This window comes from Ensifer sp. NPDC090286 (assembly GCF_044769565.1).
GTDB lineage: Bacteria > Pseudomonadota > Alphaproteobacteria > Rhizobiales > Rhizobiaceae > Ensifer.
The window spans coordinates 647,542-660,811 of record NZ_JBIVYF010000001.1 but is presented as its reverse complement, the minus strand read 5'-3'; the positions used below and the strand labels follow the sequence as shown (position 1 = coordinate 660,811).

Genomic DNA, 13,270 nt, shown 5'->3' with positions numbered 1-13,270 from the left:
CGAATGCGAGGAGCAAGCATGCTGATCCGGGCGGCCATCCAAGACGATCTGCCAATCATCTGCGACATCTACAACGACGCCGTGGCGAACACGACGGCGATCTGGAACGATACCCTGGTCGATGTCGCCAATCGAACAGCCTGGCTGAAGGCGCGCACGGACGTGGGCTATCCGGTGCTGGTGGCGGTCTCGGACGAAGGCGATGTCATCGGCTATGCGTCCTTCGGCGATTGGCGCGCCTTCGATGGCTACCGCCACACGGTCGAGCACTCCGTCTATGTTCACAAGGATCGGCGCGGTGGCGGCATTGGCCGGAAACTCATGGTCGCACTGATCGCCGAGGCCGAGCGGCTGAGCAAGCATGTGATGATCGCCGGGATCGAGTCGGAGAACGCAGCCTCGATCCGCCTTCATGCCCAACTGGGTTTCGAGGATACCGGCCGACTGCGCGAGGTCGGCACGAAGTTCGGCCGCTGGCTCGACCTGACATTCATGCAACTGGTGCTCCAGACGGGCTCGCCGCGCTAAGCCGCGGCGCCGCCTCGACAATGGTCGTTTGTCGAGGCGGCGGGAGATGCTATGAACCTTCAAGGACTGTTTCTGGAAACATTTTGACGTGGGTCTTCGGCAGAAGGTCAGATCGGGCGCCTGGGCACGTGTCGCGAAAGCGGCACTGGCGCTGGCTGTCAGCATTCCGTCGTTGAGCGCCGTCCCCGCGGCGGCTCGTATCGATGATCTCGCCCCACAGCCCAAATGCGTCTATTCCGGCCCGTCGGCCACCGACCCCGCCAAGTCGCTCTGCATCAGCAAGGAAAACTTCGCCCGCGATATCTGCGGCGTGATCGACCACTATGCGGCCGTCAACGACCTGCCCGCGGCTTTCTTCGCCCGCCTGATCTGGCGCGAAAGCCTGTTCCGGCCCAATGCCGTCAGCCCCAAGGGCGCTGAAGGCATCGCGCAATTCATGCCGGGAACGGCGAAGATGCGGGGGCTCAACAACAGCTTCGATGTGGTCGAGGCGCTCGGCAAGTCGGCGGAATATCTGAACGAACTCAAGTCGCGCTACGGCAATCTCGGCTATGCGGCTGCCGCTTACAATGCCGGCGAGAACGGGCTCGAACGTTTTCTCGAGGTCGATTGGCTGCCGGCGGAAACACGCAACTACGTGCTTGCGATCACCGCCTACAGCGTCGAGGACTGGCGCGACAATCCACCAAAGATCCTCGACCTGACGCTCGACAAGAACAAGAACTTCATCGACGGCTGCGTGGCGCTCGCCAGCACCCGCAACCTGCGCGACATCGAGGTGATCGACGAGGCGGAATGGGCGCCCTGGGGCGTGCAGCTTGCCGCGCATTTCCAGAAGTCGGTGGCGCAGCGATTGTTCGTCAGCGCCGTCAAGCGCCTGCCGGAGCCGATCCGCAGTGAGAAGGCGCTTCTCCTGCGCGAACGCAATGCCAGCTTTGGCCTCAGGATCCGCTACGCCGCACGCATCGGCCGCGAGACCCAGGCGGACGCAAACAAGCTTTGCGCCACGATTCGCAAGAGCGGCGGTGCCTGCCTCGTCTTCCGGAACTGACCGGTTCAGGCCTGGTCGAAATCGATCGTGGACATGGCGCGCCCTAGCCTGCGACACCCCCTTGTAGAAGCGCCGGCCGGTCGTTCAGGCAACCAAGCCCGCGGAGCGTCGTTGCGACAGCCTCGTCGATCGGCGTGTGCGGCTCTTCGCCGAGCACCGCTCGCAGCCGTTCGTTCGGCATTCTCAAGGGTTCACGCCAGAGATAACGCATCTTGCGCAACTCCCTGAAGAGCGGAACGAAGGGCGACGCCAGGTCGATCAGCCACCACGGGAAGGCGCGGACGGGAAGCGCGGGCTTGCCAACGACCCGGCGGATCGCCGCAATCATCTCGTCGCCATTGCGGTCGAGGAAGCCCTGCATGTGGTAGACGGCGAAAGGCGGCAGGTCCTCGGCGCGCTCGACAAGGCGGATCATGGTTTCGGCCACATCGGGCAGATAGGCCCATTGATGGCCGATGCCTTCGCGGCCCGGGTAGGAAATCGCGCCCAACGGTTTGCCCGGTTTCACCAGCCCTTGCGAAAACCAGTTATTGGCTGCACCGGGACCGAAGAAGTCGCCTGCCCTGACGATGATGACGCCGACACCCGCCTCCGACGCATCCTTCAAGCGACGCTCCATCTCCTTGCGAATCTGGCCCTTTTCGGTGTCCGGGTTCTGCGGTGCGTCCTCCGTCAGGACGGGAAAGGCGTCGCGGCCAAAATTGTAGATCGTTCCTGGCAAAAGGATGCGTGCGCCGGTGGCCTTGGCAGCAGCGATCGTATTGTCGAGCATCGGCAGCACAAGCGTGCCCCAATTGCGGTAGCCTGGCGGATTGACCGCGTGCACGATCAGATCGACGCCTTCGGCAGCAGTCCGAACGTCGCTCGCGTTCATGGCGTCGCCTTGCCGCCAGTCGAACGCCGGCTCGGTCTGCGCCGCCGTCGCAGCGTTTCGGTTCAAGGCACGCACCTGCCAACCACGCCTTTTGAGCCCGCGCGCGACGGCGCTGCCGATACCGCCCGTCGCACCGAGCACCAGCGCGCTTCTTATTTTCTGCTGCATCTCGGTCATGTCACGCTCCATCCGTTTCGATGGAGGCAGGATCACGCTTTCACTTGTTAAACGGAATTGCCGAAAAATATTGCGCCGCTATACTGAAATGCATGAGCAAGATGGATTTGAGCTGGGATTTCTATCGAACCTTCCTCGCGGTTCTTGACGAGGGATCGCTGTCGGCCGCCGCTCGCGAGCTTGGCCTGACGCAGCCAACCGTTGGCCGGCACGTGGACGCCATGGAAGCGGCACTCGGCTATCCGCTCTTCGTGCGCTCTCCGCACGGCCTATTGCCGACCGATGCCGCGCTGGCGCTCAAGCCCTATGCCGAGACGCTCGCCGCGACGTCGGCTGCGCTCTTGCGCGCCGCGTCGGGCCAGCGCGATACGGTCAGCGGCACAGTGCGCATCAGTGCCAGCGAAGTCATCGGCATCGAGGTGTTGCCGCCGATCCTCACAGAACTGCACGAGGCCTATCCGGAGTTGACGATCGAACTTTCCGCCTCGGACATGGTCGAAGACCTTTTGCGTCAGGAGGCCGATATCGCCGTGCGCATGGTGGCGCCCGCGCAGGACGCGCTGATCGCCCGCCATCTCGGCGCGGTTCCCTTGAGCTTTCACGCCCACCGCCGCTATATCGAGCGACGCGGTATGCCGCAGACACTGGCCGAGCTTAGCGATCACAGCCTGATCGGCTACGACCGCGAGACGGCTGCGATCCGGGCGATCGTCGCCCGCTCGCCGGAACTGCCGGCGACACGTTTTGCGCTGAAGGCCGACAGCAACCTTGCCCAACTGGCCGCGATCCGCGCCGGGTTCGGCATCGGTATCTGCCAGAACGGGCTTGCGGCGCGCGATCCCGATCTTCTGCCGGTACTGCCGGACCTGTTCGAGATGAAGCTCGACACCTGGCTGGTGATGCACGAGAACCTGAAGACGGCGCCCCGCTGTCGCGTCACGTTCGACGCGCTTGCCGCGGGGCTGCGGGCCTATATTCGTGGCACTGCGCTCGCAGACGCGAGCACCGAAATCTGATCTCAGACACCTCCCGCCGACGGCTCGATACTGGCGCCGACCCACGAAAAAGCCCGCCAAAATGGCGGGCTTTCTGTTTCCTTGATACTTAAAGCCGAGCGCTTAATCCTCGGATTCGGCTGGCGTATCCGCTGCGCCGTTCTCGACGGCCGCCTCTTCGCCTTCCTCTTCGTCACTTTCCGGCTCGCTGATGCGCTCGACCGACACGACCTTCTCATCCTTGGCGGTCGAGAAGATGGTGACGCCCTTGGTCGCGCGGCTCGCTAGCCGGACGCCATTGATCGGCACGCGGATCAGCTGGCCGCCATCGGAGACGAGCATGATCTGGTCGTTGTCTTCGATCGGGAAGGCAGCAACAAGAACGCCGATTTCCGTCGTCTTCGAGGTGTCGGTGGCACGGATGCCCTTGCCGCCACGGCCCGAGGTGCGGAAATCGTAGGATGACGAGCGCTTGCCGAAGCCCTTCTCCGAGACCGTCAGCACGAACTGTTCGCGTGCCTTCAGTTCCTCGAAGCGTTCGTTCGACAGTTCTCCGCCGTCAGCGACTTCCTCGCCGACCAGGGCGATTTCTTCCTCGTCGCCGTTCGTCGCCCGACGTTCCGCCGCTGCGCGCTTGAGATAGGCCGCACGCTCCCACGGTTCGGCCTCGACATGGCCAAGGATCGCCATCGAGATGATGCGGTCGCCGTCGCCGAGGTTGATACCGCGAACGCCGATCGAGTTACGGCCGGCAAAAACGCGCACGTCGTCGACAGGGAAACGGATGCACTGGCCGAGCGCTGTCGTCAGCATGACGTCGTCACGCTCCGTACAGGTGTCGACGGAGAGGATCTCGTCACCCTCTTCCTCGAGCTTCATCGCGATCTTGCCGTTGCGGTTGACCTGGACGAAGTCCGACAGCTTGTTGCGGCGAACCGTGCCGCGCGTCGTCGAGAACATGACGTCGAGGTTTTCCCAGGTCGCCTCGTCCTCAGGCAGCGGCATGATCGTCGTGATGCGTTCGCCGGGTTCCAGCGGCAGCATGTTGATCAGAGCCTTGCCGCGCGATTGCGGCGTGCCGATCGGCAGGCGCCAGACCTTCTCCTTGTAGACGATGCCACGCGAGGAGAAGAACAGAACCGGCGTGTGGGTGTTGGCAACAAATAGCCGGGTAACAAAGTCCTCGTCCCGGGTCGCCATGCCAGAGCGGCCCTTGCCGCCACGGCGCTGCGCGCGATAGGTCGTCAGCGGCACGCGCTTGATGTAGCCGAGATGCGAGACGGTCACGACCATGTCTTCACGGGCGATGAGATCCTCATCGTCCATGTCGGGGCCGCCCTCCATGATCTCGGACCGGCGCGGAGTGCCGAACTCGTCGCGGATGGCAACGAGTTCGTCCTTGACGATGCTCATGATGCGCAGGCGCGACGACAGGATGTCGAGGTAATCCTTGATTTCCTCGCCGATCTTGTTGAGTTCGTCGCCGATTTCGTCGCGGCCGAGCGCTGTCAGGCGCTGCAGGCGCAGATCGAGAATGGCGCGGGCCTGCTCTTCCGAGAGGTTGTAGGTGCCGTCCTCGTTGATGCGGTGACGCGGGTCGTCGATCAGGCGGATGAGGCTCTCGACGTCATGGGCCGGCCAGCGGCGCTCCATCAACTGCTCGCGCGCGGTCTGCGGGTCCGGCGCATGGCGGATGAGCTTGATGATTTCGTCGATGTTGGCAACCGCGATGGCAAGGCCGACGAGCACATGGGCGCGGTCGCGTGCCTTGCGCAGCAGGTACTTCGTGCGCCGGCTAACGACTTCCTCGCGGAACGAGACGAAGGCGCGCAGCATGTCGAGCAGCGTCATGTGCTCCGGCTTGCCGCCGTTCAACGCCACCATGTTGCAGCCAAACGAGGTCTGCAGCGGCGTGTAGCGGTAAAGCTGGTTCAGGATGACGTCGGCATTGGCGTCGCGCTTGAGTTCGATGACGACGCGGTAGCCCTGGCGGTCCGATTCGTCGCGCAGGTCCGAGATGCCCTCGATGCGCTTCTCGCGCACCAGCTCGGCCATCTTCTCGATCATCGTCGCCTTGTTCACCTGGAACGGGATCTCGGTGATGATGATCTGCTCGCGGTCACCGCGCATCGGCTCGACATGCGCGCGGCCGCGCATGATGACGGAGCCGCGGCCGGTCTCATAGGCCGAGCGAATGCCCGAACGTCCAAGGATGAGCGCGCCGGTCGGGAAGTCCGGACCGGGGATGATTTCCATCAGCTCCGGCAGTTCGATCGCCGGATTGTCGATCAGCGCCATGCAGCCGTTGATGACCTCGACCAGGTTGTGCGGCGGAATGTTCGTCGCCATGCCGACGGCGATGCCGCCGGCGCCATTGACGAGCAGGTTCGGGAACTTCGCGGGAACGACTGCCGGCTCCTGCAGGGTGCCGTCATAGTTGTCGCGGAAGTCGACCGTTTCCTTGTCGAGGTCGTCGAGCAGCGAATGGGCGGCCTTCTGCAGGCGGCATTCGGTGTAGCGCTCGGCTGCCGGCGGGTCGCCGTCGACGGAGCCGAAGTTGCCCTGGCCGTCAATCAGCGGCAGGCGGAGCGACCAGTCCTGCGCCATGCGCGCCAGCGCGTCGTAGATCGCGGCGTTGCCGTGCGGGTGGTACTTACCCATCACGTCCCCGGTCACGCGGGCGCATTTGACGTATTTCTTGTTCCAGTCGATGCCGAGCTCGCTCATCCCGTAGAGGATGCGGCGGTGCACGGGTTTCAGACCGTCACGCACGTCGGGAAGCGCGCGGCTGACGATAACGCTCATCGCGTAATCGAGATAGGACCGCTGCATTTCCTCGATGATGGAAATCGGCTCGATGCCTGGCGGAGTTTTTCCGCCGCCGGGGGTGCTTTGCTCAGTCAATGGTGATCACGATCTTTGTTCAGAATCAGTCGGATATTTATAGCGGATTGCCATCGGAAGCGCCAATTTGCGGCCTTTGGCGCCACTTGCCCGTCGGACTGTGAAGATGTCCTTGTAATGCCTTGATTCGCTGTGCGATTCACGCGGTTATCCCAGCAGGGACCGATGAGCCGCACGGCAGTTGTGAACAGTCTTTTGCCGCCGGAGCAGGCTTTTGTAGGGCATGGCGCGCGAAATCGGAAGAGCCGGGCCGCCAACGACGTCCACGGCGCCCGTTTGCGCCCCACCTGGGCGCAGCGATTGCTCATTAAGCCCTTGCTGAGACTTTGTTTGTCGCCCCCTTCCCAAGCCAGTGCCGCTTGCCTAACAATGCACCATGCCACCGGGAAAACCCGGGGCAAAATCCGGAAGGGGAAACGGATGTTCAATGTCGACCTGTTGGTCAATGCGCTTACAACGCTTCTCGTCACGCTCGATCCGCCCGGCCTTGCGCCGATCTTCCTGAGCCTCACGGTCGGGCTCAGCCGCCAGGAACGCTTTCAGGTGGCCACACGCGGCTCGCTGATCGCCTTCTTCATTCTCGCGGCCTTCGCACTCTTCGGCAACGGTATCCTCGGCCTGCTCGGCATCTCGATCGGCGCCTTCCGCATCGCCGGCGGCCTGCTGCTCTTCTGGATCTCTTTCGAGATGATTTTCGAGAAGCGCCAGGAGCGCAAGGAAAAGACCGGCGAGAACGCGACCACCAAGGATCACATCCACAACATCGCGGTCTTCCCGCTCGCCCTGCCGCTGATCGCCGGCCCCGGTGCGATCTCGGCGACGATCCTGCTTGCCGGATCGTTCCCGACCGCCGTCGAGCGTACCCAGCTCATCATCGTCATCGCGCTGTCGATCGTCAGCCTTTTCCTGGCGCTCGTCATCGCCGAGCGCATCGACCGCTTTCTCGGCGTCACCGGCCGCGCCATCCTCACCCGCCTGCTCGGCGTGATCCTGGCAGCACTCGCCGTGCAGTTCGTCGTCGACGGCGTCAAATCCGCGATGACGAGCTGAGGTCGGACGGCCGCGCGCATTCTTTGCCCGACGCCGTCGACGAAGACCGGAAACAAAAAAACGCCACGTCCTTGCGACGTGGCGTTTTTCGTCAAAAGGATCCGCTTGCGATCAGAACGGGATATCGTCGTCCATGTCGCGCGAGAAGCCGCCACCCTGGCCGCCTTGACCGCCCTGGCCACCGCCCGAACGACCGCCGCCGGAGGGCTTGCGCGGCTGGTCGTAATCGTCGTAACCGCCGCCACCGCCATAGTTGCCGCCGCCGCCGAAGTCGCCGGCTCCACCGCCGCCGCCACGGCTGACGCCGGAGCCGCCGCCTTCGCCGCGGCCGTCAAGCATGGTCAGCGTCGAGTTGAAGCCCTGCAGGACCACTTCGGTCGAATAGCGGTCATTACCGTTCTGATCCTGCCACTTGCGGGTCTGCAGCGCGCCTTCGATGTAGAGCTTGGCGCCCTTCTTGACGTACTGCTCGACGACCTTGCAGAGGCCTTCGTTGAACACCACCACCTGGTGCCACTCCGTCTTTTCCTTGCGCTCGCCGCTGTTGCGGTCGCGCCAGGTTTCCGAGGTTGCGATGCGCAGGTTGGCGATCGGCCGGCCGTCCTGCGTGCGCCGGATTTCCGGGTCTGCCCCGACATTTCCGATCAAGATCACCTTGTTGACGCTTCCAGCCATGTTGCTTTTCCCGTGGTTTCACCGGACCGTCGGCCCGGCTTGGAATTTCAAGAGCGCGCATCTTAGCGGTCTGAACCCGCCGATACGCCCCGCCTCACACATAATCCACAACAGTTTTGGTCGTTTTATGAGCGATTTGTTCTTTATTTGTTCTAGTATTTGGCTATGATCCTGTCAACCGACTCGAATTGGCCGCCTGTTTTGCCGATTGCGCCTCGACATGGGCGTTAGCGTCATTACATAGGGGGCTTTCAACCGACATGCAAAAGCTGGCTTCCGATGAGTGAACTCAAGACCATCTCCATTCGTGGTGCGCGCGAGCACAATCTGAAAGGCATCGACCTCGATCTGCCGCGCAACAAGCTGATCGTGATGACCGGCCTTTCCGGCTCGGGCAAATCGTCGCTTGCCTTCGATACGATCTATGCCGAAGGCCAGCGCCGCTATGTCGAAAGCCTTTCGGCCTATGCGCGCCAGTTCCTCGAGATGATGCAGAAGCCGGATGTCGACCAGATCGACGGCCTGTCGCCGGCGATCTCGATCGAGCAGAAGACGACCTCGCGCAACCCGCGCTCGACGGTCGGTACGGTCACCGAAATCTACGACTATATGCGCCTGCTCTTTGCGCGCGTGGGCGTTCCCTATTCGCCGGCGACGGGCCTGCCGATCGAAAGCCAGACGGTCAGCCAGATGGTCGACCGGGTGCTCGCATTCGGCGAAGGCACGCGTCTTTATATCCTTGCGCCGCTCGTGCGCGGCCGCAAGGGCGAGTACAAGAAGGAACTCGCCGAGCTGATGAAGAAGGGCTTTCAGCGCGTCAAGGTCGACGGCACCTTCTACGAAATCGCCGAGGTTCCGGCGCTCGACAAGAAGTACAAGCACGACATCGACGTCGTCGTCGACCGCGTGGTCGTGCGGCCCGACCTCGCCTCGCGCCTTGCCGACAGCCTTGAGACTTGCTTGACGCTCGCCGATGGCCTCGCCGTCGCCGAATTCGCCGACAAGCCGTTGCCACCCGAGGAGACCGCTGCCGGCGGTTCGGCCAACAAGTCGCTGAACGAAACCCACGAGCGCGTGCTGTTTTCGGAAAAGTTCGCCTGCCCGGTTTCAGGCTTCACCATTTCCGAGATCGAGCCGCGGCTGTTCTCGTTCAACAATCCCTTCGGCGCCTGCCCGACCTGCGACGGTCTCGGCAGCCAGCAGAAGATCGATACGGCGCTGATCGTTCCGGAAGAGCATCGGACGCTGCGCGACGGCGCAATTGCGCCCTGGGCGAAATCGTCGTCGCCCTACTACAACCAGACACTGGAAGCGCTCGGCAAGGTCTTCGGCTTCAAGCTCGGCAGCCGCTGGAACGAGCTGTCGGCTGCGGCGCAGAACGCGATCCTGCATGGAACGGAAGAAAAAATCGTCTTCCATTACGAGGATGGCGCCCGCTCCTACAACACCACCAAGAACTTCGAAGGCATCGTGCCCAACCTCGAGCGCCGCTGGAAGGAAACTGACAGCGCCTGGGCGCGCGAGGAGATCGAGCGTTATATGTCGGCTGCGCCCTGCCCGGCCTGCGCCGGTTTCCGCCTGAAGCCGGAAGCGCTGGCGGTCAAGATCGACAAGCTGCATATCGGCCAGGTGACCGAGATGTCGATCCGCATCGCCCGTGACTGGTTCGAGGCCCTGCCGGAACGTCTGAATGCCAAGCAGAACGAAATCGCGGTCCGTATCCTGAAGGAAATCCGCGACAGGCTGCGCTTCCTCAACGATGTCGGTCTTGAGTATCTGAGCCTGTCGCGCAATTCCGGAACGCTTTCAGGCGGTGAAAGCCAGCGCATCCGGCTGGCCTCGCAGATCGGCTCGGGGCTGACAGGCGTTCTCTACGTGCTCGACGAGCCGTCAATCGGCTTGCATCAACGCGACAACGCCCGCCTACTCGACACGCTTCGGCATCTGCGCGACATCGGCAACACGGTGATCGTCGTCGAGCATGACGAGGACGCGATCCTGACGTCCGACTATGTCGTCGATATCGGCCCGGCTGCCGGCATCCACGGCGGCGAGGTCATCGCGCAAGGATCACCGTCGGACATCATGGCCAATCCGAAATCGCTGACCGGCAAATATTTGTCCGGCGAGCTTTCGGTCGCCGTTCCCTCCGAACGCCGCAAGCCGAAGAAGAAAAAGGAAATCACCGTTGTCGGCGCCCGAGCCAATAACCTGAAGAACGTCACCGCCTCGATCCCGCTCGGCGTCTTCACCGCGGTTACCGGCGTCTCCGGCGGCGGCAAGTCGACCTTCCTGATCGAGACGCTCTACAAGGCAGCGGCGCGCCGCATCATGGGCGCGCGCGAAAACCCGGCCGAGCACGACCGCATCGATGGCTTCGAGCATATCGACAAGGTGATCGACATCGACCAGTCGCCGATCGGCCGGACCCCGCGCTCGAACCCGGCGACTTATACAGGTGCCTTCACGCCGATCCGCGACTGGTTTTCCGGCCTGCCGGAGGCAAAGGCGCGCGGCTATCAGCCGGGCCGCTTCTCCTTCAACGTCAAGGGGGGGCGCTGCGAGGCCTGCCAGGGCGACGGCGTCATCAAGATCGAGATGCACTTCCTGCCGGATGTCTACGTCACCTGCGACGTCTGCCATGGCAAGCGCTACAACCGCGAAACGCTCGATGTGCATTTCAAGGGCAAGTCGATCGCCGACGTGCTCGACATGACCGTCGAGGAAGGCGTCGACTTCTTCGCCGCCGTTCCCTCGGTGCGCGACAAGCTCGTCACGCTCAACCAGGTCGGTCTCGGCTATATCAAGGTCGGCCAGCAGGCCAACACGCTTTCGGGCGGTGAAGCCCAGCGCGTCAAGCTCGCCAAGGAACTGTCGAAGCGCTCGACCGGCCGCACGCTCTATATCCTCGACGAGCCGACCACCGGCTTGCATTTCCACGATGTAGCCAAGCTTCTTGAAGTCTTGCATGAGCTGGTCAACCAGGGCAATTCGGTCGTCGTCATCGAGCACAATCTGGAAGTCATCAAGACCGCCGACTGGGTGATCGACTTCGGCCCTGAAGGCGGCGACGGCGGCGGCGAGGTCATCGCCAAGGGCACGCCGGAAGAGATCGTGAAAGAGAAGCGGTCCTATACCGGTCAGTTCCTGAAGGAGCTGCTGGAGCGCCGGCCGATGAAGAAGGTCGAAGCGGCGGAGTAAATCTGCCGATCTGGTCGGCGCGCTTTAGGAGTGTTGGCATGATGCGGCCTGCTCGTCTCAAAGATCTGGCCGCCGTGCAGAGCGTGACGGAGGCGGCCTATGAGCCCTATCAGGCGCTGCTTGGTGGGCCGCCGCTCCCGGTCACGGAAGACTACGCGCCTCGTATCCTTCGCGGCGAAGTCTGGCTTCGGGAGCGAAATGAGGCCGTGTCGGCGCTTGCCGTTGTCGAACGGCACGCCGATCACCTTATGATCTTCAGCCTGGCGGTTGCCCCGGCCTATCAGCACCAGGGGCTCGGTATCGAATTGCTGCGCTTCGTGGATGCCAAGGCGGCCGAGTGGGGCTTGCCGGAGGTGCGGCTCTACACCAATTCACGCATGGAGCGAAACATTGCGCTCTATCGCGCCTATGGATTTCAAGAAACGGGTCGCCGACCCAATCCCTATCGTCCAGGGTGGACACTCGTGGACATGACGAAATCGATCAAAGAGTAAAAAAGTAGGCGGTCAAGCGATGGCCGTCGTTGAGGAGGATGGCATGGCAAAATCCGGAAAGATTCGCGTTGGTATCGGCGGCTGGACCTTCGAGCCCTGGGAAGGCACCTTCTATCCCGACACACTGGCAAAGAAGCGGCAGCTTGAATTTGCCGGCAAAGAGCTGCGGGCGATCGAGGTGAACGGCACCTATTACTCGTCGCAGAAGCCGGAGACCTTCGCCAAGTGGGCGTCGGAAGTGCCCGACGATTTCATCTTCTCCCTGAAGGCGAGCCGCTTCGTCACCAACCGCAAGGTTCTGTCGGAAGCCGGTGAATCCATGGAGCGTTTCCTGACGCAGGGCCTGACCGAGCTTGGACCCCATCTCGGCCCCATCCTCTGGCAGTTCGCGCCGACGAAGAAGTTCGAGCCCGACGATTTCGAAGGCTTTTTGAAGCTTCTACCGGAGAAACAGGACGGCTTGCCGCTGCGCCATGTGGTCGAGGTCCGCAACCCGACCTTCCAGTCTGCGGATTTTGTCTCGCTGCTGGAGAAATACGGCGTCGCCGTCGTGCTTGCCGAACATGCGGACTATCCGATGATCGCCGATGTCACCGCCGATTTCGTCTATCTCCGCCTGCAGAAGGGCAGCGACGAGATCAAGACTTGCTATGCCGCCGACAAGCTCGACCTCTGGGCCGACCGCGCCAAGGCGTTTGCAGCCGGCGGCGAGCCGAGCGGCCTTGAGAAAAGTGCGCCTGATCGCAAGGCCAAGAAGGAACCGCGCGACGTGTTCGCCTACTTCATCACCGAGGGCAAGGTGAATGCGCCGAACGGCGCACGCGAGCTGCAAAAGCGGGTCGATTGACATCAGCGGGGCCAGATTGCGCGCAGACGCGTCTGGCCCGCTTGGGGGCGCATCGGCGCCCAAGAGGCCTCCCACGCGTTGGTCCCAGGCCTGTCGCAGGACGTCGATGTTCAGCCGTGTCGCGGGCTGCACCGACGGCGGCTGTGAACCAAATGCCGGTGCTTACCGGACCGCTAAAAACGAATCACTGCCCCACCCCATATCGCTTTCGCTGACGCAACCGAGCTTGCCGTAAGGGACACTTTTTATGCGGGTTTTTACCCGTCAAAATTTCGTTTGCGCGCCGACCGTTGCGTCAGTCTCACAGGCAACCTCCGGAAGTGCCTGATTTTCATGGCATTGGCCGATGTCCCCGTTTTCCACAGCTGACCCACACAACATCTAGGGCTCAAACTTCCGTCACAAACCACCCCTTGACGCCCCCGGACGATTCACGGTTAATGGATTTCACGTTGCAACGGCGGCGGACCGGAT

10 protein-coding genes are annotated in these 13,270 nt (G+C 62.6%); 7 read left to right on the top strand and 3 right to left on the bottom strand.

All coding sequences use genetic code 11. From position 1 onward, the window contains the following. The first annotated feature begins 18 nt into the window (after positions 1-18). Entirely contained in the window at positions 19-528 is a 510-nt protein-coding gene (locus tag ACIQUG_RS03260; RefSeq protein ID WP_402317330.1) for a GNAT family N-acetyltransferase, read from the top strand. An 88-nt stretch (positions 529-616) separates the two neighbouring features. Continuing rightward, positions 617-1,579, top strand: a complete 963-nt coding sequence (locus tag ACIQUG_RS03255) for a lytic transglycosylase domain-containing protein (protein WP_402317326.1) — start codon at positions 617-619, stop codon at positions 1,577-1,579. A 43-nt stretch (positions 1,580-1,622) separates the two neighbouring features. Here ACIQUG_RS03255 and ACIQUG_RS03250 read toward each other — a convergent pair whose 3' ends face one another. Further along, entirely contained in the window at positions 1,623-2,630 is a 1,008-nt protein-coding gene (locus tag ACIQUG_RS03250) for an NAD(P)H-binding protein (protein ID WP_402317324.1), read from the bottom strand. Between the two features lie 101 nt (positions 2,631-2,731). On the opposite strand from ACIQUG_RS03250, the gene ACIQUG_RS03245 reads away from it, so the two are divergent. Further along, positions 2,732-3,646 (top strand): LysR family transcriptional regulator, encoded by a 915-nt coding sequence (locus ACIQUG_RS03245; protein WP_402320547.1) that lies wholly within the window; start codon positions 2,732-2,734, stop codon positions 3,644-3,646. Positions 3,647-3,748: 102 nt separating this feature from the next. Here ACIQUG_RS03245 and gyrA read toward each other — a convergent pair whose 3' ends face one another. Further along, positions 3,749-6,529 (bottom strand): DNA gyrase subunit A, encoded by a 2,781-nt coding sequence (gyrA, locus tag ACIQUG_RS03240; protein ID WP_402317321.1) that lies wholly within the window; start codon positions 6,527-6,529, stop codon positions 3,749-3,751. Positions 6,530-6,949: 420 nt separating this feature from the next. On the opposite strand from gyrA, the gene ACIQUG_RS03235 reads away from it, so the two are divergent. After that, positions 6,950-7,579, top strand: coding sequence for a MarC family protein (locus tag ACIQUG_RS03235; RefSeq protein ID WP_402317318.1), 630 nt, complete (start codon positions 6,950-6,952; stop codon positions 7,577-7,579). 111 nt (positions 7,580-7,690) lie between these two features. Here the strand turns inward: ACIQUG_RS03235 and ACIQUG_RS03230 are convergent, their stop codons facing one another. Further along, positions 7,691-8,254, bottom strand: a complete 564-nt coding sequence (locus ACIQUG_RS03230) for a single-stranded DNA-binding protein (RefSeq protein ID WP_402317315.1) — start codon at positions 8,252-8,254, stop codon at positions 7,691-7,693. Between the two features lie 279 nt (positions 8,255-8,533). Here ACIQUG_RS03230 and uvrA point away from each other — a divergent pair, with 279 nt between their 5' ends. From uvrA to ACIQUG_RS03215, 3 genes are read left to right on the top strand one after another with little or no spacing between them, the layout of a single operon-like run. After that, complete coding sequence (gene uvrA / locus ACIQUG_RS03225) at positions 8,534-11,455, top strand: excinuclease ABC subunit UvrA (RefSeq protein ID WP_402317313.1); 2,922 nt, start codon at positions 8,534-8,536, stop codon at positions 11,453-11,455. A 41-nt stretch (positions 11,456-11,496) separates the two neighbouring features. After that, entirely contained in the window at positions 11,497-11,949 is a 453-nt protein-coding gene (locus ACIQUG_RS03220; protein ID WP_402320544.1) for a GNAT family N-acetyltransferase, read from the top strand. Between the two features lie 43 nt (positions 11,950-11,992). Further along, positions 11,993-12,796, top strand: a complete 804-nt coding sequence (locus ACIQUG_RS03215) for a DUF72 domain-containing protein (RefSeq protein WP_402317310.1) — start codon at positions 11,993-11,995, stop codon at positions 12,794-12,796. Positions 12,797-13,270: the final 474 nt, after the last annotated feature.